The organism is Chryseobacterium sp. TB1-D10 (genome assembly GCF_059803555.1).
The window spans coordinates 157,169-177,330 of record NZ_JAPFHB010000001.1 but is presented as its reverse complement, the minus strand read 5'-3'; the positions used below and the strand labels follow the sequence as shown (position 1 = coordinate 177,330).

Here is a 20,162-nt window from a genome sequence, read left to right as displayed (position 1 = left end):
GCTAATTGCCTTTAGCTTATTTTAATTCTGAAGATTCAGATATATTTTTTGATTTTTCCCGATGGTTGCGCCTTCTGCCGGAAACTGTCCCGTAATTTTCCCAACACCTTTGTAATCCACTCTGTAACCCAAATTTTCAAGTTGTGGAATCACATTTTTGCCAATCATCCCAACCAGTTTCGGCATCGAATCTTTTTTAATGTTGACCTTTACATTAGGCTCAATCATTTTACTCAGGTCAACTTTGTGCTCCACCAACAATTCTTTCTCAACATTCAAAGGCGTTTTCAGGAATGTCTTTCCTGCAATCTCTTTGAAGACTGGTGCCGAAACAGTTCCCCCATAAAACCCCTTTGATGTATCCGGTTGATTCACGACCACAAAACAGGTGTATTTCGGATTGTCTGATGGATAAAAACCGGCAAAAGAAGCCTGATATCTCATTGGCCCAGGCAACCAGTATAAGATTCTGGCCGTTCCTGTTTTACCTGCAATTTTCAGATTTGGAGTGTAAATACTTTTCGCCGTTCCTTTCTCAACTGCTTTTGTCAAAGCGCTTGTCATCATTTGGATGGCTTTGTCTGACGCCATTTTTTTGACCATCACTTCCGGTTTAGCCTCGTAAAGTGCCTTACCATCTTTTGTGATTTTATCAATGAAAAGCGGTTTTACCATTTTACCTTTGTTGGCAATCCCATTGTAGAAAGTCACCATTTGTAACAATGGAAAACTTGAAGAATAGCCATATCCTAAGGAAGCCAAAGTCGCTTTGTTCCAGCGTTTGCTTTGCGGAGTCTGAATCGATGGTTTTGCAATTCCCGGTAATTCGATTTGCATTTTATCGAACATTTTCCAACGCTTCAAATGGTCTATGAAAACCTGTGGCTTATCTGCATAATGTTCCGTAATCAACTTTGCTGCACCTACGTTACTAGACTTCGCCAAAACGTCACTCACATCATAAGTTCCACCGCCGTGACCATCCGTGATTTTTTGTCCTGCGTAAGTCCAGATTCCATTTCCGATGTTCACTTTTGTATTTTCATCAATGAAACCATCGTCCATTGCAGCCAAAAGAGAAACTGTTTTGAAAGTCGAACCTGGTTCCTGCGCATCTTTTACGGTATAATTGTAAGCATCTACATAGATTCCCAGTTCGGTTCTTCTTAGGTTGACCATCGCTCTTACCTTTCCTGTTGCAACTTCCATCACCACCACACTTCCGTGGTCTGCATCAAATTTTATCAATTGATTTTCCAAAGCCGTATGCGCAATATCCTGAATTCTCAAATCCAAAGTCGTATAAACATCCTGACCATCAATTGGCTCCTGAACTTTCCAGTAGTCAATTGGTTTCCATTGAGATGAATTGATTCTCTGCTCCAAACGTTTTCCATCAATTCCGGTCAAGAATTTGCTGAAAGCGCCTTCCAATCCAGATTTTGATTCTCCATTGTCAGCACCAATTGTTCCGGCTCCGATTTGAGTCGTTGCCAATTCTCTACGGAAATTTCTTTCTACGATGAAACCACCTTTGTTCTTACCTTTTTTGAAGATTGGAAATTCTCGGATTCTATCATATTCATCGAAGTCAAGTCCTTTTGCCAGAAGATAATATTGGTTATTTTTTTTGTTCTGAGCATCCAGTCTTGCACGAAAATAACTTCTCGGTTTGTCGAACATTTTGCTGAGAGAATCCGTCAAAGCTGCAATGTTATTGGAATAAATCGTATCCCTCATCGATTTGAAATCCAGATAAACATCATAACGCATCACCGTCGTCGCCAAGATAGAACCGTCTGAAGCGAAAAGGTTTCCACGAGCGGCTTTCAAAGTAGCTTCTCGGTAATTTTTGCTGATGTAATTATCCTCAAATTCCTGAACATTGGTATTCTGAAGAACCAAAATTCTCCCTAAAAAAATGACAAACAAAACGAAAGCTCCCAAAACAAAAAGGTAGCCCCACTTCAGCGCATTGGAACGTTTTTTTTCGTAATTGTTATCTGGTTGCTTTATCATCTGTGCTGTCCGCTTTTATCAATAATTTCATTGGGTGGCTTTCCAAACTCACCAAAGAATCCTGAACCATTTCTTTTCCCAGTTCTGATTCCATTCTAATTTTTATCAGTCGGCTTTGTGCATAGGCATTTCGCGACTTGTACTCCTCAGTTTCTTCTTTTAATTTGTTGACGTGTTCAATTTTTGTGTTGACCAAATGGTTGCTGTAAATCATCACCATCAGCAATCCGAAAATGAACAGGAAATATTTGTAATGCGCTTTTACCTCATCACGGTTAAGGAAATTCCCTTTTATGATGTCCATAAAAGTGAGTCTCTTCTGTTTGTTTTGAGTTAATTTTGCCATTTTTGGTTGTTTGTTGTCGGTTGACAGTTGATAGATTTAGAATTTCTCCAACAACCATCAACTAAAAACCATCAACTATAATTTTGTTCCTATTCTCATTTTTGCGCTTCGTGCGCGTGAGTTTTCTTCTATTTCTTTATCGTCCGGGATGATTGCTTTTGTCTTTAATAATTCAAAAGTTTTCTTGTAATTCCCGTAAATATCACGAGGCGGTTCACCCTCGAACATTCCATTTTTCAGGAAACGTTTTACCAATCTGTCTTCCAAAGAATGGTAAGAAATCATTACCAACCTGCCTTCTGGCTTTAAAACTTTGTAAGATTGAACCAATAATTCCTTCAACACTTCCAATTCCTGATTCACCTCAATTCTGATTGCCTGAAAAATTTGAGCGAAGAATTTATTCTGCTTGAAAGCCGGGATATAACTGAAAAGTGATTTCAATTCATCCGTCGTATTGATCTTTTTTGTTTTTCTGTGATGAACAATTTCTCTGGCCAACTTTCTGGATTCTCTCAGCTCGCCGTAATTGTATAGCACATTAGCCAAATCTTCTTCTTCATATTCATTGATGATTTTCTTTGCATCAAGTCCTTGCATCACATTCATTCTCATATCAAGAGGCGCATTGCTTCTGATGGAAAATCCACGTTCCGCCTCATCAAACTGATGGGAAGAAACACCTAAGTCCGCCAAAATCCCATCAACGCCTGTAACGCCGTAAGCCAACAATGAATTCTCCAAAAACCTGAAATTCTGATTAATCAAAGTGAATCTCGGGTCATCAATATTATTCTTCAGAGCATCCAAATCCTGGTCGAAAGCGTACAGTTTCCCTTTGTCCGAAAGTCGACCGAGAATCTCACGGGAATGTCCGCCACCACCGAAAGTGCAGTCCACGTAGATCCCGTCCGGATTGGTTACCAGACCATCTACACTTTGTTTCAGCAAGACTGGATTATGATACATATTTTAGATTTTTGTATTGATGTCAAAATTATTTACGTATTAATGATTCGGATTCGTGAATACATTTTACATTGATACTTTTTACAAATTTTGATTATTAATTTCGTCCAGGTTTCCCATTACATCTTCTGCGAGGTTTGCAAAATCAATTTCACTTACCGCGATGACCTGTTCGTAAGATTCTTTGTCCCAAATTTCGAAGAGTTCACCGGCACTGGTGATGACGATTTCCTTGTTAAGATTGGCAAACTGCGTCAAATCTTTGCTGATTTGCAGACGTCCAACGTTGTCCATTTCCACAGTTTTCACACCAGCCGTAAACATTCTGATGAAATCTGCATTTTTCTTGATGAACCGATTGAGTGAATTAATCTTCGCCATCAATCTGTCCCAAGGTTCCATCGGGTAAACTTCCAGACATTTTTGAAATACCGAACGCTTGACGATAAATGGCTCATCTGCAAAGTGTTCCATCTGCTTCGTAAGCGAAGCAGGCAGTTTGATGCGCCCTTTGTCATCTATTTTACACTCGTATGTTCCAATGAAGTTTTTCATTTGGAGCAAATTTATATAAATTTCTACCACATTTTACCACTTTTGCCCACAATTGTACTTAATGTTTATAACTTTTTGGTTTCAGGGCTTTCTTGGCTAATGATTTGATTTAAAATCAATTAAATAAAAATATTAGGAAATCCTTTATCATAAAGGCTTTTCTTTGAGTGGTTTAAAAAAATGGGCGTAAAAGTTGTTATTATTTAAAATCATTCTAAACCCAAAATCAAATCCTTATATTTGTTATATGAAATCGCCACACTTTAAAAATGAAAGTACCGATGGATAAAAAAGCGATTGAGTTTGACCTTTAAAAATCAATAAGTTTCTGCATATGAATTATTTAGAAGCGCTTAACTGGCGATATTCCGTAAAACGATTTAACGGAAAAAAGATTAGCTCCGAAAAACTGAACAATATTTTGGAAGCTGGAAGATTGTCAGTCAGCTCACAGGGACTTCAGCCGTATCATCTTTTGGTAGTTGAGAACGATGAGACGATTCAGAAACTGATTCCGGCGTTTTACAATCCATCGCAGATATCGACTTGTTCGCATTTGATTGCTTTGGTTTCTAAGACCAATATTAATAAGGAATATGTCGATAATTATTTCAGTCATATCATAAATGAGCGAGGCGTGACTTTGGAACAATTGGTGGCTTTTAGAAATAATATCAATACCCAATTGGAAAATCAAACTTCGCAGGAAATGGAAAGTTGGTCGGAAAAGCAGAGTTATATCGTTCTTGGTTCTTTGATAATGGCCTCTGCACAGGAAAATATTGACAGTTGCCCGATGGAAGGTTTCAGACAAGACATTTTGGAAGACGTTTTGAAAATCGATAAAGAAAGTGAGAAAATCGCCGTGGTTCTGACTTTAGGTTATAGGGCTGAGGATGATAATTTCCAAAACTTCAAAAAAGTGAGAAAACCTGCGGATAAGTTCATCAAATTTCTGTAATTTTAATTTTAAATTCAAGGTAAAATGAATGCAATCAGACAAATCGTGGAGGTGAAAGACCACAAATTGAATATCGAACTTCCCGAAAACTTTGACTCTGAATATGCAGAAGTAATCATTTTCGCAAAAGATGAAAGTTTTGATTTTGAGATTTCTGAGGAGGAAAAGGAATTGATGCGAGAAAGAGTCAGAAATGCAAAACCTGAGGATTTTACTGATTGGGATTCTATTAAACAAGAATTTTTAACGCAAAGTCGCAATCATTAATTTTATTGAAAACTGTTAAAAGTCGCAAAAAATCAAAGATTTTAATTGGTCAAAGTTGAAACTTCGCGACTTAAAACATTAAGCCTTTATTACAAATATTTCGTGCCTTTGCGATATTTTTTTTAAAATACCTAAATCTGACCCTGAAAATTATCCTTCAATTTAAATTCTTATTTTTAATCTTTCAATTTTAAAATATAAATGATAAAAACAGACGTTCTCGTAATCGGTTCCGGAATCTCAGGGCTTTCTTATGCCATCAAAATCTCCGAACAATTGCCAGACACCAAAATCATCATCGTAACAAAAGGTAATGAGGATGAGAGCAATACAAAATATGCGCAAGGCGGATTGGCCGTTGTCACAGATTTTTCCAAAGATAATTTTCAAAAACATATAGACGATACGTTGCGGGCCGGCGATTACATCAATGACCCCGAAATCGTACGGACAGTTGTAGAAGAAGCGCCACTCAGATTCAATGAAATTGTGGAATGGGGTGCAAAATTTGACCAAGAGAAAGGTCAATATTCACTCGGACGAGAAGGCGGACACACGGAAAACCGAATCGTTCATCACAAAGACATCACAGGTTTCGAGATTGAAAGAGCACTTTTGGAAACCGTCAACAATTCTCCGAATATCGAAATGTTGGCACATCATTACGTCATCGATTTGATCACTCAGCACCACGTTCCAAATAAAAAATTCGAGAAAGAAAATCTTGATTGTTACGGCGCTTACGTCCTCGACGAGAAAAATAAAAAAATAAAAAAAATCACTGCGAAAATCACTTTGGTGGCAACCGGAGGCGCAGGTCACGTTTATAAGAACACTACGAATCCAATCATCGCAACCGGAGACGGAATTGCCTTTGTTCACAGAGCGCACGGCAAGGTTTCCAATATGCAATATTACCAGTTTCATCCAACGGCAATGTATTCCAAACGTGACGGAATGTTGTTCCTAATTTCCGAAGCTGTTCGTGGTGACGGCGCAAAATTGAGAACGAAATCCGGAAAACCTTTTATGCAAAAGTATGATGAGCGCGAAGAATTAGCTTCCCGTGACATCGTTGCAAGAGGAATTGATAATGAACTGAAAATATCCGGAGACGATTACGTTGGTTTGGATTGTCGAGAGATGGACAAGGAAAAATTCGTTCATCACTTTCCCAATATTTATCAGAAATGTCTCGACGAAGGTATCGACCCGATGAAAGAGTTGATTCCCGTGGTTCCGGCTTGTCATTATTTGATGGGCGGAATTGATACGGATAAAAAAGGACAATCTTCCATCAAAAATCTTTTCGCCGTTGGAGAATGTACCAATTCCGGACTTCACGGCGCAAATCGTTTAGCTTCGAATTCCTTATTAGAAGGTTTGGTTTTTGGCCACAACGCGGCGATGAAAACCGTTGAACTCCTTAAAGAAAATGATTTCAACTTTGATGACCTGAAAGCTGTTCCGGAATGGAATGAAGAGGGAATGAAAATGATGGACGAGATGGTTCTCGTGACCTACCTCAGAAAGCAACTTCAGGAAATGATGAGCGATTTGGTTGCGATTGTGAGAAGCAATGCGAGACTAGAATTAGCCAAGAAAAAACAGCGTGAAATCTACGAAGCTGTGACGGAACTTTATAATTATTCCATCCTTTCGCCACAACTTTCGGAATTGAGGAATCTTGTGAATGTGTCTTATTTGATTATCAAGCAATCATTAGAAATGAAAGAAAACAAAGGTGCATTTTACAATAAAGATTTGGCTACGAAACCGCTTTTGATTAATGAGTAATTGAAATATGCTTAAAGAGAACAATGAACAATACTTCCGTTGGATTTCAGATTTGAAACAGAAAATCCAGCAAAGTCAAATCAAAGCGGCCATTCAGGTGAATTCTGCTTTGATAGAGATGTATTGGGATTTGGGAAGGGAAATTTCCGAAAGGAGTTTTGAGAATACTTACGGTTCGGGATTTTTCAAGCAATTGAGTAATGATTTGAGAAATGAATTTCCTGAGATTAAAGGTTTTTCCTCATCCAATTTAAGATACTTTGAAACATTCTATCAATTTTATAATCAAGAAGTTATAAACCTCCACCAAGTTGGTGGAATATTCACAGAAGAAGAAAATAAACAGATACCAAAAGTTCAACAAGTTGTTGGCGAAGTCAGAAAAAATAATGACAATTCAAATCTCCAGCAAGTTGGTGGAGAATTAATCCAAAAGCTTTTTTTAATTCCGTGGAGGCATCACGTTGAAATTTTCACGAAATGTAAAAATGTAACCGAAGCTTTATTTTACATTAATCAAACCATAGAAAACGGTTGGAGCAGAGCGGTTTTACTTAATATGATTTCTGGAAATCTCTACCAATCTCAAGGAAAAGCGATTACTAATTTTTCTAAAACCCTTCCTGACTATGATAGCGAACTGGTAAAACAAACTTTGAAAGACCCTTATATTTTCGATTTCCTTAATATCACTGATAATTTCAAAGAGCGCGAACTGGAAAATGCTTTGATTGATAATATTCAGAAATTCTTAATTGAACTGGGCAATGGTTTCGCATTTGTCGGGAAGCAGGTAGAAATGAAAGTCGGGAATCAAAGTTTTTTCTTAGATTTACTTTTCTATCATATTAAATTAAAAAGATACGTTGTCATCGAACTGAAATCTGGAGAATTTGAGCCGGAGCACGCAGGAAAACTCAATTTTTACGTCACTTCTGTTGATAAGCAATTGCGTGACGAAAATGATAATGCAACCGTCGGATTGATTATCTGCAAAACCAAAGATGACATCATTGCAGAATATTCTTTGACCGATTTGCACAAACCTTTGGGAATCTCTTCCTATGAATTAAGAAAAATTTTACCCGATAACTTTAAATCTTCTTTGCCGAGCATTGAAGAAATTGAAAATGAACTTAATAAAAATATCAACACAAAATGAAAAGACCAGCATACGCCTCCGATAAAGTTTTAAAAGAATTCATCAGAACAGCTCTGGAAGAAGACATCCAAAACGGTGACCACTCTACACTTTCCACGATTCCAAAAGATCTGGAACAAAAGGCTCAATTAATAGTTAAAGAAAATTGTATTCTTGCCGGAGTGGAATTGGCTGAAATTATTTTCAAATACTTTGATAAAAATCTGAAGGTTGAAACTTTTATCAAAGATGGAGAATCTGCTAAAAAAGGCGATATTGCTTTCATTGTTACCGGAAAAGCAAGGTCGATTCTATCAACAGAAAGAGTGGTCCTGAACTGTATGCAAAGAATGAGTGGCATTGCAACGATGACGCACGATTGGGATTCCCGATTAATAGGAACAAAAACAAAACTGCTTGACACAAGAAAAACAACGCCTAATTTCCGGGTTTGTGAAAAGTGGGCTGTCGCCATCGGTGGCGGAACCAATCACAGATACGGTTTGTATGATATGATAATGCTGAAAGATAATCACATCGATTACAATGGAAGCATCACCAATGCTGTAAAAATGGCAAAAGACTATGCCAAAAAAAATAAACTGAAACTTAAGATAGAAGTCGAAACCAGAAACCTTGAGGAAGTAAAAGAAGCCGTAAAATCCGGTGCTGACAGGATTATGTTTGATAATATGCCAGTGGAAATGATGACTGAAGCTGTAAAAATAGTAAATGGAAAATCTGAGACCGAAGCATCCGGAGGAATCACACGTGATGTGTTAAATTCGGTGGCGAAAACTGGTGTAGATTTTATCTCAGCGGGTGCTTTAACCCATTCTTCGAGCAATATCGACCTGAGTCTCAAGGCATTAAAAATTTAACATTATATTAACAGAACATATTGATTTTTTTAAGACTTTTGCGACATAAATCTTAAAAAAATGAAAATGTTATCGAAAAAACCAGTATTTGCCTTAATGCTGACGATGAGTACAGCAAGTTTTTACTTTGCCCAGTCTACTCAAGATACAATTGACAAAAACACAGACATTGAACAAGTAGTGTTGACAGGAGTTGCTGATATCGCAAAAGATAGAAAAACCCCTGTTGCTGTTTCTACAATTAAAGAAGCACAAATCGTACAGAGATTAGGAAATCAAGAATTTCCTGAAATTCTTAATTCTACTCCATCGGTGTATACAACAAAAGGCGGCGGTGGTTTTGGAGATGGTAGAATCAACATCCGTGGTTTCGATACTAACAATACTGCGGTAATGATTAACGGTGTACCTGTTAACGGAATGGAAGACGGCGCCGTTTATTGGTCTAACTGGTTAGGACTATCTGACGTAACTTCTGCAATGCAAGTACAAAGAGGACTAGGCTCTTCTAAGCTGGCAATCGCTTCTGTTGGTGGAACAATTAACGTTCTTACAAGAGCTGCTGATAAAAAAAGAGAAGGTAATGTAACTGTTGGTCTTGGAAACGATGGTTATCTTAAAACATTATTTTCCTACAATACAGGAAAATCTCAGACAGGCTGGTCTTCATCTTTCTTAATGTCAAGAACTGCTGGTAGTACTTATATTGATGGTTCTGAGTTCGAAGCATACAACTATTATTTTGCTTTAGGATATCAAAAAGGAAAACACGATTTCCAGTTTACTTTTACAGGTGCTCCACAATGGCATAATCAAAATTTCAATGGTACTATTGCAACTTATTTGAAGTATGGGAATGGTGTAGACGAACCGAACAGAAGATATAACTCTAACTGGGGTTATCTTAATGGACAGGAATATTCTCAGTCAGTGAACTATTACAGTAAACCTGTTGCTTCATTCAACTGGGATTGGACGATGTCAGAAAAATCCAAATTATCAACAGTTATTTATGGCTCTTGGGGTCGTGGAGGCGGAACTGGTGTTATTGGAACAATTACAGGAAATAAAACCAGTGGGTCTGGAGCAGCAACCAATTCCAAAGGAATTAATGACGCTTATTTCAAAGACGAAAATGGTTTAATCCGTTTTGATGATCTTGTAGCTTGGAATCAAGGTAACAGAACGTTTAGCTGGACCGCTAATGGTTCTAACTATACTGCGGTAAATGCAACACCTGGAACAGCAACAAGAACAAACGGATTAGTAAGAAGAGCTTCCGTAAATTCTCACGACTGGTACGGAATTTTATCAAACTTCCAACACAAAATCAACGACAGCTGGAATTTTTCTGCCGGAGTTGACGGAAGATATTACTATGGTTTCCACCCTGGAATCCTGACAGATCTTTGGGGGAATAATCAATTCATAGAAAAGGATAACAAAAATAATCCTAATATGATAGTAAATACCGCTTACAGTCCTACAGCGCCAGCCAATCCTTTTGCTGCTGCTGTAAAAGATAAAAGCCAGATTGTTTATAGAAATTATGACGGAAGAGTTCTTTGGGGTGGTGTATTTGGACAGTTAGAATATTCTAAAGACCAGATTTCCGCTTTTGTTCAAGGTTCAGCTTCAGAACAAGGATTTTCAAGAATTGACAATTGGATCATTGACGGCGTTACAGAACAGTTAGGAGAAAAAGTTCCTAGAAGAACAGAAATGAAATTTTTGTTTGGTTATAATGCAAAAGCTGGTGTGAACTATAATATTAATGATCAGCATAACGTTTTTGTAAATGCTGGATATTACTCTAAGCAGCCAAACTTCAATGCTGTTTTCCCATACTCAGTTTCAGACGGTAGACAAACAGGTAGCCAGCAGATAATTAATAAGGATCTTAAAAACGAAAAAATTTCTTCTGCAGAATTTGGTTATGGATTCAGATCTTCTACATTAAGAGCAAATGTAAACTTATACTACACATCTTGGGATGATAGATTCGTGAGACTAACCGGATTAACTGTCTATGGTGTAGAAAGAGCAACCGTTAGTTTAAATGGAGTAAAACAAGTCCATATGGGTGCAGAGCTGGAAATGTTCTATAAGCCAGTAAGTTATTTAGAGTTTAACGGAATGTTTTCAATAGGAAACTGGAAGTATAAAAATAATCCAAGTGGTCTTTTGGTTGACGAAAATGGAGCACCTCTAGTTGGAGCAAACGGAAGAAATGATGTAACTTTAGCTTTGGACGGTCTTAAAGTTGCCGATGCAGCACAAACCACTACAGCAATCGGTGCAACAATCAAACCTGTTAAAAATCTTGATATCTATGGAACTTGGAGATATTACGATAACCTTTATGGAACTTTTAGCATTAACAGTGGTTTTATTATCCCGGAAAGTGGCGTAATTCCAGCTGCAAGATCTGAAAAAGGCTCACTGAAAGCACCTTCTTATAATTTGACAGATGTTGGAGCATCTTACACATTTGATTTAAAAAATGGTCATAGACTAATGCTTTCTGCAAATGTTTATAACTTGTTTGACACAACGTATATCTCTGATTTAAGATCTTCTACTAAAAAAACTTTATCAGATTATAAAGATATTACAGGTGGTCTGACAGCTCAACAGCAGTTAGATGCATACAATAGTAACTCAAGTAATTTCTACAAAGGTCTAGATGTAAGCAACAACGTTTACTTCGGTTTTGGAAGAACTTGGGCAGCTACGATCTCTTATAGATTCTAAACATTTATTTGTTTTAATTAATAACTCAAATCCCGGCTATCTGTCGGGATTTTTTTATCTTTGTCATTCAAAAATCTGAATATGGAAGTTTACAACATTCTTTTGCACGCACACAAGGGTTTCGCTTATCTGGAACTGGCTTTGGTGGCTGCATTTTTAATTCTTCTGTTGGTAACAATGTTTACTTACAGTGGCAACATTACAAAGGCTTTACGCAAAGTGACATTGTTTACAATGATCTTCTTTCACGTTCAATTCCTGATTGGTATCACCATGCTGATCACCAATTTCACAAAAGGTCTGGATATGGGCGCAGTAATGAAAAACGCTGACCTGAGATTCACTTACGTGGAGCACCCATTCTCTATGCTGGTTGCTGCAGTTTTGATGACCATCGTAAACAAAAAACTGAAAACTGCTGACAAATTAACAATACGTCTTATGTCTTTAGGATTTGTGGCGATTGCACTTTTCGTATTCGCATTTCCTTGGGCAAGAGTTTTCGGATAAAATCAATTATCATTAATATTTAATCAATTATAAAAAATGAAAGTAGCTGTAGTAGGCGCAACCGGAATGGTTGGACAAGTTATGCTGAGAGTTTTGGAAGAGAGAAATCTTCCAATCACCGAATTAATTCCTGTAGCATCAGAGAGATCTGTTGGCAACAAAGTCAAGTTTAAGGACAAGGAATTCACTATCGTAAGCATGGACGACGCTATTGCAGTCAAACCCGAGATCGCCATCTTTTCTGCTGGTGGTGATACTTCATTGGAATTTGCTCCTAAATTTGCCGAAGTTGGAACCGTGGTTATCGACAATTCTTCTGCCTGGAGAATGGATCCGACTAAAAAATTGGTCGTTCCGGAGATCAACGCCAATGTGTTGACCAAAGAAGATAAAATTATCGCTAATCCAAATTGTTCTACAATCCAATTGGTAATGGTTCTTCACCCTTTGAATATTAAATATGATATTAAAAGAGTCGTGGTTTCTACTTATCAATCTGTAACCGGAACTGGTAAAGCTGCTGTTGATCAATTAAATTCTGAAATTAAAGGCGAAAGTCCTGAGAAAGTTTATCCTTATCAGATCTTCAAAAATGCATTGCCACATTGCGATGTTTTCTCTGATGATGATTACACGAAGGAAGAAATTAAATTGATGAAAGAGCCTAAAAAAATCATGGGCGACGATACTTTCAATTTGACAGCGACAGCCGTAAGAGTTCCCGTACAAGGCGGACATTCCGAAAGCGTTAACATCGAATTCGAAAATGAATTTGACCTTGAAGATGTAAGAAAAATCCTTTCCGAAACACCCGGCGTGACACTTCAGGATGATGTGAAGAATAACCACTACCCGATGCCATTGTATTCCGAAGGAAAAGATGATGTTTTTGTAGGAAGAATCCGAAGAGATCTTTCCCAGCCGAAAACGCTCAACCTCTGGATTGTGGCAGACAATCTGCGAAAAGGCGCTGCTACAAACGCAGTTCAGATCGCAGAATATCTGATAGCAAACAACTTAGTATAAACTAACAAAAATCAAAGAATCTTCGAAAAACCTCGAAGATTCTTTTTTTAGCAATGGAAAATAGCAAAGAACAAAATTCCAGTATCGCTTTTCAGAAATGGATTGCTGCGGTCGGGATTATCCTTTTTATCGGTAAAATTATTGCGTGGAAACTGACGAATTCTGACTCCGTATTTTCGGACGCCATGGAGAGCATCGTAAATGTCATCAGTGCTTTTATGGGACTTTACGCCCTATATCTTGGTGGAAAACCGAGAGACGAGAATCATCCTTACGGTCACGGAAAAGTTGAGTTCGTAACTTCGGCTATCGAAGGTTCTCTCATCAGTATTGCCGGAATTATGATCATCTATGAAGGCTGCAACAGTTTAATTTCAGGTAAAGTCCTTAATAAAATCGATTGGGGAATCTGGATCATTGCTGCGACTGCGATTGCCAATTACGTTTTAGGATATATCTCTATCCAGAAAGGCAAGCGGCAGAATTCTATCGTACTTATTTCTTCCGGAAAGCATCTCCAGTCCGATACATTTTCTACCCTCGGTGTAGTGGCCAGTTTGATTATTGTTTATTTCACAAAATTAATTTGGATAGATTCTCTTGTGGCTTTGGCTTTAGGTTTTTATATCATTACGATTGGCTATAAAATTATCCGGCAATCTCTGAGCGGAATTATGGACGAAGCCGATCCTGCAATGCTGGGAAGATTGGCAGAATTCTTAAACGAAAACCGGAAACAGGAATGGATAGACGTTCACAATATGAAAATCCAGCAATTCGGGAGCCGCCTTCACATCGATGCACACATTACCTTACCGTGGTATTTTGAACTGAGAACAGCTCACAATCAAATGGAAGAAATGATCAAGGAGATTGCAGAAAACACCGATAGAACTGTAGAGTTTAATTTTCATATGGATGATTGCAAACCAACTTCCTGCGCCATCTGCCAAATTGCAAACTGCCCGGTCCGTCAGCACAACTTTGTGAAAAAAGTAGAATGGAATGGCGAAAATATTTCTCAGCCGGATAAACATACGGCAGAGAATTAGTCCAAATTCATCTTTTTCCGATAATAAAAAATCGGAACAATTAAAAGTAAAGGTAAAGGCTGTATCACAAATCTTCTGATGTAAAAAGAAAACAAATATCCGAAATGGAATTTGTCATAAATACAGAAAATATAAATCGGGAAAACAATCACAAAAATCAATGTGATGAGGAGTAAAGCCTGCTTTGTCCACGCTTTATTTTGAAACAAGAAGTGAATGATCAAAACGGAAAAAAAGCTATTCAGTCCAAACCTGCAAAGATAGGATAATAACAATTTTCCCCAATAAAAACTTGGAAAGATGGCACTTTGATCTGCAGATTTGAAGTAAGTAAGAAAAGGGTCATAAAAAATCATGCCTTCTACCGCTCGAATCCCTATTAATCCTAGGATGCATAATAAAACATAAAAGTACCTAAGCATTTTCTGAATTATTAAGACATTGCAAAACTGATATAAAAATAATCATTTTTACAAAAATTAGACACCGAAAAAGACCAAGTGATTGTTCTAACATTTGAGGCTAGAATTACACTAAATCAATTTCAATAAAAAAAGTTGAATTTTTAGAAAATGAATCTTGGAACTCGGAATTCGGATGGATTCAAATAGCATATATCGAAATACGCCAGAAGGTAAATAAATTTATTTTTCATTGTTTTATGTGTGTTAGGGGATAAAATTACAAAATAAAATCAACTACTATACCATTATTCCCTAAAAAAAGAATTTCTTAAAACAAAAGAAGACGAAATTAATTTTAATTCCGTCTTCTGATATTTTTAATGTTGGAAAAGGTTAGGCCTTTTCTTTCCTGTCAAGTGCAAAGTACTGGATCCAAATCAACCAAAGTGCAATCACTCCACCATAGATAATCGATGGGAAAATATAATCGTGACCAACTTTCTCGTACTGCGGATATTCGAGGTAGATAATATTCAGTAAGGTAATTCTGGAAACATTCAGGATATGAAGAATAATGATTCCTGCCAGGATATAAAAAAATGTTTTAGTGCCTTTATAGAATGCGAAGATAAAAGCTGAGAAAAGAATAGCTACAGAAATTACGTTACAGCCTTCTACCATTCTGGTTGTGAACCGTCCGTCCGTTTGGAAAAGAATGCTGTGAAGTTTCAAATTGTCTAACAAATCTGTAGGAAATCCGAACTTATTCTGGAGAAATGCCACTTGTTTCGCAACCCATCTGGTGAACGGATCTACAACCTCGCTATCATAATGATTAAGATACAACTGATAAAGCAGTACAAAAACAATATAGATCAGTACAAATCGCAACAAAATCTTTAGAACCGGTAAAAAATCTTTCATCGTTTGCAAAATTACAATTTTTCGTGTTTCGGTAATATTAATTAATAACTTTGTAATATGTTACATCACCAGAAATTTTTTGAGGGTTTTTTAGGAAAGAAAGCCGATTCTTTTTTTACACTTCCGCAGAGCGGATCTTCGAGAATCAATTATATTGCTACTTCCGAAGGGAAAAAATATGTGATAACTTATAATGAGAATATCCGAGAGAACGAAGCTTTTTTTTATTTTTCGAATTTGTTTAATACTTTGAACCTTAATACGCCAAAGGTTTTATTAATGAATGAGGAAAGAGATCTTTACATTCAGCAATTTCTTGGAAACCAGACCTTGTCCGAAGTTATTTCTGATGAAGGATTATCGGATCGGGTTACAGATCTGGTGAAGAAAAGCCTGAAAGCACTTTTCCAACTACAAACAAAAACTTTGGGAAAAGTAGATTTCAGCCAGAGTTTTGAATATGAAAGTTATGATGATCTGCCAATCACGCACGATCTTTATTATTTTAAGAATTTCTTGATTGATGTTTTGGAAATCGAATATCACAAATCGACTTTGCTGCAAGAGTTCAAAGAAATTTCCGAGATTATCCAAAAGCTTAGCCCGAAAGTGTTGATGATCCGGGATTTCCAATCCAGAAATATTCTGGTGGATGAAAAGGATGAGGTCTTCTTTATTGATTATCAATCCGCGATGGAAGGTCCGGCTGGTTATGATGTAATCTCGTTTCTTTATCAGGCAAAAGCGAATTTTCCAAATGACCTCAAAGATGAAATGCTGGAATATTATTTATCTTTCTGGAAAAATGAGACTGAAAGAAAAGCTCTCGAGCAATCTTTTAACTGGATGAAGATGATGCGATTTCTGCAGGTTTTGGGCGCTTATGGATTCCGAGGATTGATCCAGAGAAAATCGCATTTTTTAGCCAGTCTTTTGCAGGGAATTGAGAATATTTTTGAATTGAGTGAAAACTGGAAAGAAATGTCAATTGAGTTCCCGGAACTGAATGCTGTCATTAAGAAATTGAAGTCTCAGGACATTCAGTTTAAGATCGAGAATTTGATTATTAATTAGATCATTTAATTTAAAAATCGTCCTCTTTTGATTTCATAGAAATAAAAAACCTCAGAAATGAATTCTGAGGTTTTTTCTGAATATTTTCAGTCTCTCTAATTATTTAATACACTTAATCTGTTCTCTCTTACAACCCGCTTAGCGAATCTGAATTTCGGTCCCCAATAGTTATCCGCTAGTGATGAAACCATTACACCTTTTGACGTTGCTGCGTGGATAAATTTGACTTCTCCTTCTGCTGTAACTTCTTCTACAATCCCAACGTGTGAGATTCTGCTGCCTCTGTGTGAGAAGAAAACCAAATCGCCTTTTTGTAACTCGGTTCTTTCTACAGAATCACCTTCTTGTGACTGTTGTGCTGCAACTCTTGGAAGATCCATCCCAGCTGCTGCACCAAATACTGACAATACGAATGCTGAACAATCTATTCCGCTTCTGGAAGTCCCTCCGTATCTGTAAGGAGTTCCCAGGTAACTTTCAGCTTCGGATAAGATGTTATCTATTGTATTGCTGTGTTTGATCGCATTTTCTATTGCAGATCGTTTGATCACATCGTTCGTATTAGCAATAGCTGCTAACACTTGTTGACCTTTGTTGTTATTAGAATTATTAGTAACAGCTTTAACATTCAGGGAAGCAAACTTGGCATCGCTTTTGTATGTTTGTGTATTAGAAACCACATAATTGGAAACGCAAGATTGCAATGAAAAAAATGTGGCGACAAATAAGAAATAAACTAGAACTCTTTTCTTCATATATATTTAATTATTTGTTAAACTTGGGTAGGTTTTTTGTGATTGCATAGCAAATTTAGCCATTACTCTTGGAAGGGTCTCCCAAATCAATTTGGCAGCTCTCCAGTTTAACATAATTTAACAGTCTCGTGCAGAATGTTAAAGAAAAACAAACCGCAAAGCCTATTTTTAGACTTTGCGGTTTTATTTTTAGTTAAGATTCTTTAACGTTTTAGAGTTTGTCTATCTCGTAAATAAGAGTTCTCTATATTTAGTCATTGGCCAAAGCTCGTCATCCACCATCATTTCCAAAGCGTCAGAAGCTTCTCTAATGTTCTCAAATAAAGGGATTACTTTATTGCAATATTCCTCAGCTTGTTTCTGGCTTCCTGCGGTATTTTTAGCTTTTTCTTTCGCAGTTAGCAAAGAATCTACTCCAATTTTGATTTGGGAAACATTTCCAGAGATATCAGAAATTAGACTCAATTGTTCTTTTGCCAAAGTTTTGAATTCTTTCTCATCGAAGATTTCCTTCAAACCTTTAACATTCTCGATCAATCTGTTTTGATAATTAAGAGCTGCCGGAATAATATGGTTTCTTGCGATGTCTGCCAATACTCTGGCTTCGATGTCGATCACCGTAGAATATTTCTCAAGTTTGATCTCGTTTCTGGCTTCGAACTCTCTGTGGGAATAGATTCCTAATTCTTCGTAAAGATCAACGAATTTTTTGTCCAATTCCTGTTTCAAAGCTTCAGGCGTTGTTTTTAGATTGTTCAAACCTCTTTTCTTCGCTTCTTTTGCCCAATCATCAGAATATCCGTCACCTTCGAACATAATGTTCTTAGACTGCTTGATATATTCTCTAAGGATATTGAAGATCGCCTCATCTTTCTTAAGACCAGTTTCAATCAAAGCATCCACTTCTTTTTTGAAAGTTCTCAATTGTTTTGCAGCGATGACATTCATTACCGTCATTACTTCCGCACAGTTTGCAGAAGAACCAACTGCTCTGATCTCGAATTTGTTTCCCGTAAAAGCAAAAGGAGATGTTCTGTTTCTGTCGGTATTATCCAAAAGGATTTCAGGGATTTTACCAACAACGTTTAGTTTCAATTCTGTTTTTTCTTCCGGAGACAATTTCCCGTCTGTTACTTTTTCTAATTCCTCAAGAACTCTGAACAATTGACTTCCGATAAACGCAGAGATAATTGCTGGCGGCGCTTCATTAGCTCCCAATCTATGGTCGTTGCTCGCAGATGCGATAGATGCTCTTAATAAATCAGCATAATCGTGAACCGCTTTCAAAGTATTCACAAAGAAAGTAAGGAACTGAAGGTTTTTCTTTGGATTTTTCCCTGGACTCAAAAGGTTATCGCCAGTGTCAGTCGCCAAAGACCAGTTGTTATGCTTTCCACTTCCGTTTACGCCGGCAAATGGTTTTTCGTGAAATAAGATATGGAAATGGTGCTTATGAGCAATTCTTGCCATAATGTCCATTAATAATGAGTTGTGATCAACCGCAACATTCGCTTCTTCAAACATTGGTGCCAACTCGAATTGGTTTGGAGCAACCTCGTTGTGACGAGTTGTAACTGGAATTCCCAACTTCATACATTCGATTTCCAACTCCTTCATAAAGTTAAGAACTCTGGTAGGAATCGAACCGAAATAATGATCGTCCAGCTGCTGACCTTTTGCCGGAGAATGTCCAAGCAAAGTTTTCCCGGTTAAAACCAAATCCGGACGAGACTGATACAAAGCCGTATCTACCAGGAAATATTCCTGTTCCCAACCAAGCGTGGGAGAAACTTTAGTTACATTTTTATCGAAATAAGCTTTACAAACATCCGTTGCAGCTTCATCAACTGCATTCAATGCTCTTAATAAAGGCGCTTTATAATCTAGAGTTTCACCGGTATAAGAAATAAAAATCGAAGGAATACAAAGTGTGGTTCCCATAATGAAAGCTGGAGAAGTCGGATCCCAAGCGGTATAACCTCTTGCTTCAAAAGTATTTCTGATGCCGCCATTCGGGAAAGAAGAAGCATCCGGCTCCTGCTGGATCAACATTCCACCACTGAATCTCTCGATTGCTCTACCTCCTTCAATTGGTGTGAAGAAAGAATCATGTTTCTCTGCAGTTGCTCCTGTCAAAGGCTGAAACCAGTGTGTGTAATGTGTTACACCTTTTGATAACGCCCAATCTTTCATAGCAACAGCCACCTGATCAGCGATGTGTCTTTGGATTTTTGTTCCTTTTTTAGAAGCTTCCATTAATAGTTGGAAAGCATCTTTTGTAAGATATTCTCTCATTGTTTCTTCAGAGAATACGTTTTGACAAAACAATTCGGATAGTTTTGCAGGAACTTCTACGAAATTATCTCTTCTGTAATTTCTGAAAGGAAGCTCGGCTAAGGCTTTAAATCTTAATGTTGACATAAAATTTTGTTGTTTTAAACGTGGCAAATTTACAAAAAATATAAATTCAAATTAAATTACCCCTTAAAAATTATAGTCATTTTTATATGATTTAAATTTTAATCTTTAATCAACCCCTAAAAAATTAGACTAATTTAAATTTAAAATAAAAAATGCAGTGTTTTATTATTGTTATCGAAATATGAATAAAATTTATTTTGACAATCATTTCTAAGTATTAAAGAGAAAGATTAATTTTAAGTCCGATTGTTGATTTACAAAATATCCAATTAAATAATTGATTATCAATAAATTAAATATTTAAAT

18 protein-coding genes are annotated in these 20,162 nt (G+C 37.0%); 10 read left to right on the top strand and 8 right to left on the bottom strand.

Features of this window, described 5'->3' with window-relative positions; all coding sequences use genetic code 11:
* Positions 1 to 21: 21 nt before the first annotated feature.
* From OPU68_RS00830 to mraZ, 4 genes are all read right to left on the bottom strand, one after another.
* Positions 22 to 2,019, bottom strand: a complete 1,998-nt coding sequence (locus tag OPU68_RS00830) for a penicillin-binding transpeptidase domain-containing protein (protein WP_498472053.1) — start codon at positions 2,017 to 2,019, stop codon at positions 22 to 24.
* On the bottom strand, positions 2,000 to 2,365 hold the full coding sequence (locus tag OPU68_RS00825; RefSeq protein ID WP_063971539.1) for an FtsL-like putative cell division protein: 366 nt from the start codon (positions 2,363 to 2,365) through the stop codon (positions 2,000 to 2,002). The genes OPU68_RS00830 and OPU68_RS00825 overlap by 20 nt, the downstream gene beginning before the upstream one ends.
* Positions 2,366 to 2,440: 75 nt before the next feature.
* Positions 2,441 to 3,334 carry a 16S rRNA (cytosine(1402)-N(4))-methyltransferase RsmH gene (gene rsmH / locus OPU68_RS00820; protein WP_498472052.1) on the bottom strand — a complete coding sequence of 298 codons (894 nt, stop codon included), beginning with the start codon at positions 3,332 to 3,334 and terminating at the stop codon, positions 2,441 to 2,443.
* 81 nt (positions 3,335 to 3,415) lie between these two features.
* Positions 3,416 to 3,889: a division/cell wall cluster transcriptional repressor MraZ gene (gene mraZ / locus OPU68_RS00815; protein ID WP_498472051.1), complete on the bottom strand. Its 474-nt coding sequence runs from the start codon at positions 3,887 to 3,889 to the stop codon at positions 3,416 to 3,418.
* 334 nt (positions 3,890 to 4,223) lie between these two features.
* Here mraZ and OPU68_RS00810 point away from each other — a divergent pair, with 334 nt between their 5' ends.
* The 9 genes from OPU68_RS00810 (at position 4,224) to OPU68_RS00770 (ending at position 14,278) form a co-directional block, all read left to right on the top strand.
* Positions 4,224 to 4,850, top strand: coding sequence for an NAD(P)H-dependent oxidoreductase (locus OPU68_RS00810; RefSeq protein WP_498472050.1), 627 nt, complete (start codon positions 4,224 to 4,226; stop codon positions 4,848 to 4,850).
* A 24-nt stretch (positions 4,851 to 4,874) separates the two neighbouring features.
* Positions 4,875 to 5,117, top strand: coding sequence for a hypothetical protein (locus OPU68_RS00805; protein ID WP_498472049.1), 243 nt, complete (start codon positions 4,875 to 4,877; stop codon positions 5,115 to 5,117).
* Positions 5,118 to 5,318: 201 nt separating this feature from the next.
* Positions 5,319 to 6,914 (top strand): L-aspartate oxidase, encoded by a 1,596-nt coding sequence (gene nadB / locus OPU68_RS00800; RefSeq protein ID WP_498472048.1) that lies wholly within the window; start codon positions 5,319 to 5,321, stop codon positions 6,912 to 6,914.
* Between the two features lie 7 nt (positions 6,915 to 6,921).
* On the top strand, positions 6,922 to 8,076 hold the full coding sequence (locus OPU68_RS00795) for a PDDEXK nuclease domain-containing protein (protein ID WP_498472047.1): 1,155 nt from the start codon (positions 6,922 to 6,924) through the stop codon (positions 8,074 to 8,076).
* Entirely contained in the window at positions 8,073 to 8,936 is an 864-nt protein-coding gene (gene nadC / locus OPU68_RS00790) for a carboxylating nicotinate-nucleotide diphosphorylase (RefSeq protein ID WP_498472046.1), read from the top strand. The genes OPU68_RS00795 and nadC overlap by 4 nt, the downstream gene beginning before the upstream one ends.
* A 60-nt stretch (positions 8,937 to 8,996) precedes the next feature.
* The gene (locus tag OPU68_RS00785) at positions 8,997 to 11,690 is read left to right on the top strand and encodes a TonB-dependent receptor (RefSeq protein ID WP_498472045.1); all 2,694 of its coding nucleotides are present in this window, start codon (positions 8,997 to 8,999) and stop codon (positions 11,688 to 11,690) included.
* An 81-nt stretch (positions 11,691 to 11,771) separates the two neighbouring features.
* Positions 11,772 to 12,200: a hypothetical protein gene (locus OPU68_RS00780; protein WP_498472044.1), complete on the top strand. Its 429-nt coding sequence runs from the start codon at positions 11,772 to 11,774 to the stop codon at positions 12,198 to 12,200.
* Positions 12,201 to 12,236: 36 nt separating this feature from the next.
* A complete protein-coding gene (locus OPU68_RS00775; protein WP_498472042.1) occupies positions 12,237 to 13,226 on the top strand; it encodes an aspartate-semialdehyde dehydrogenase in 990 nt (329 codons plus the stop codon).
* A 53-nt stretch (positions 13,227 to 13,279) separates the two neighbouring features.
* Positions 13,280 to 14,278, top strand: coding sequence for a cation diffusion facilitator family transporter (locus tag OPU68_RS00770; RefSeq protein ID WP_498472041.1), 999 nt, complete (start codon positions 13,280 to 13,282; stop codon positions 14,276 to 14,278).
* Here the strand turns inward: OPU68_RS00770 and OPU68_RS00765 are convergent.
* Complete coding sequence (locus OPU68_RS00765; RefSeq protein ID WP_498472040.1) at positions 14,275 to 14,700, bottom strand: exosortase F system-associated membrane protein; 426 nt, start codon at positions 14,698 to 14,700, stop codon at positions 14,275 to 14,277. The two genes, OPU68_RS00770 and OPU68_RS00765, sit on opposite strands and share 4 nt — an antisense overlap.
* A gap of 375 nt (positions 14,701 to 15,075) precedes the next feature.
* A complete protein-coding gene (gene xrtF, locus OPU68_RS00760) occupies positions 15,076 to 15,606 on the bottom strand; it encodes an exosortase family protein XrtF (RefSeq protein ID WP_498472039.1) in 531 nt (176 codons plus the stop codon).
* A 57-nt stretch (positions 15,607 to 15,663) separates the two neighbouring features.
* Between xrtF and OPU68_RS00755 the strand changes: the two genes are divergently transcribed.
* Positions 15,664 to 16,680 carry an aminoglycoside phosphotransferase family protein gene (locus tag OPU68_RS00755; protein ID WP_498472038.1) on the top strand — a complete coding sequence of 339 codons (1,017 nt, stop codon included), beginning with the start codon at positions 15,664 to 15,666 and terminating at the stop codon, positions 16,678 to 16,680.
* Positions 16,681 to 16,775: 95 nt separating this feature from the next.
* Here the strand turns inward: OPU68_RS00755 and OPU68_RS00750 are convergent, their stop codons facing one another.
* Positions 16,776 to 17,435 carry a C40 family peptidase gene (locus OPU68_RS00750; protein ID WP_498472036.1) on the bottom strand — a complete coding sequence of 220 codons (660 nt, stop codon included), beginning with the start codon at positions 17,433 to 17,435 and terminating at the stop codon, positions 16,776 to 16,778.
* A gap of 222 nt (positions 17,436 to 17,657) precedes the next feature.
* On the bottom strand, positions 17,658 to 19,856 hold the full coding sequence (locus tag OPU68_RS00745; protein WP_498472035.1) for a glutamine synthetase III family protein: 2,199 nt from the start codon (positions 19,854 to 19,856) through the stop codon (positions 17,658 to 17,660).
* Positions 19,857 to 20,162: the final 306 nt, after the last annotated feature.

Excerpts from the sequence above, each read along its gene's own strand:
- OPU68_RS00830 (WP_498472053.1), bottom strand. The coding sequence starts at position 2,019 with ATGATAAAGCAACCAGATAACAATTACGAAAAAAAACGTTCCAATGCG.
- OPU68_RS00765 (WP_498472040.1), bottom strand. The coding sequence starts at position 14,700 with ATGCTTAGGTACTTTTATGTTTTATTATGCATCCTAGGATTAATAGGG.
- OPU68_RS00770 (WP_498472041.1), top strand. The coding sequence starts at position 13,280 with ATGGAAAATAGCAAAGAACAAAATTCCAGTATCGCTTTTCAGAAATGG.
- OPU68_RS00745 (WP_498472035.1), bottom strand. The coding sequence starts at position 19,856 with ATGTCAACATTAAGATTTAAAGCCTTAGCCGAGCTTCCTTTCAGAAAT.
- OPU68_RS00780 (WP_498472044.1), top strand. The coding sequence starts at position 11,772 with ATGGAAGTTTACAACATTCTTTTGCACGCACACAAGGGTTTCGCTTAT.
- nadB (WP_498472048.1), top strand. The coding sequence starts at position 5,319 with ATGATAAAAACAGACGTTCTCGTAATCGGTTCCGGAATCTCAGGGCTT.
- OPU68_RS00775 (WP_498472042.1), top strand. The coding sequence starts at position 12,237 with ATGAAAGTAGCTGTAGTAGGCGCAACCGGAATGGTTGGACAAGTTATG.
- mraZ (WP_498472051.1), bottom strand. The coding sequence starts at position 3,889 with ATGAAAAACTTCATTGGAACATACGAGTGTAAAATAGATGACAAAGGG.
- OPU68_RS00810 (WP_498472050.1), top strand. The coding sequence starts at position 4,224 with ATGAATTATTTAGAAGCGCTTAACTGGCGATATTCCGTAAAACGATTT.
- OPU68_RS00755 (WP_498472038.1), top strand. The coding sequence starts at position 15,664 with ATGTTACATCACCAGAAATTTTTTGAGGGTTTTTTAGGAAAGAAAGCC.
- OPU68_RS00805 (WP_498472049.1), top strand. The coding sequence starts at position 4,875 with ATGAATGCAATCAGACAAATCGTGGAGGTGAAAGACCACAAATTGAAT.
- OPU68_RS00825 (WP_063971539.1), bottom strand. The coding sequence starts at position 2,365 with ATGGCAAAATTAACTCAAAACAAACAGAAGAGACTCACTTTTATGGAC.
- nadC (WP_498472046.1), top strand. The coding sequence starts at position 8,073 with ATGAAAAGACCAGCATACGCCTCCGATAAAGTTTTAAAAGAATTCATC.
- OPU68_RS00795 (WP_498472047.1), top strand. The coding sequence starts at position 6,922 with ATGCTTAAAGAGAACAATGAACAATACTTCCGTTGGATTTCAGATTTG.
- xrtF (WP_498472039.1), bottom strand. The coding sequence starts at position 15,606 with ATGAAAGATTTTTTACCGGTTCTAAAGATTTTGTTGCGATTTGTACTG.
- OPU68_RS00785 (WP_498472045.1), top strand. The coding sequence starts at position 8,997 with ATGAAAATGTTATCGAAAAAACCAGTATTTGCCTTAATGCTGACGATG.
- rsmH (WP_498472052.1), bottom strand. The coding sequence starts at position 3,334 with ATGTATCATAATCCAGTCTTGCTGAAACAAAGTGTAGATGGTCTGGTA.
- OPU68_RS00750 (WP_498472036.1), bottom strand. The coding sequence starts at position 17,435 with ATGAAGAAAAGAGTTCTAGTTTATTTCTTATTTGTCGCCACATTTTTT.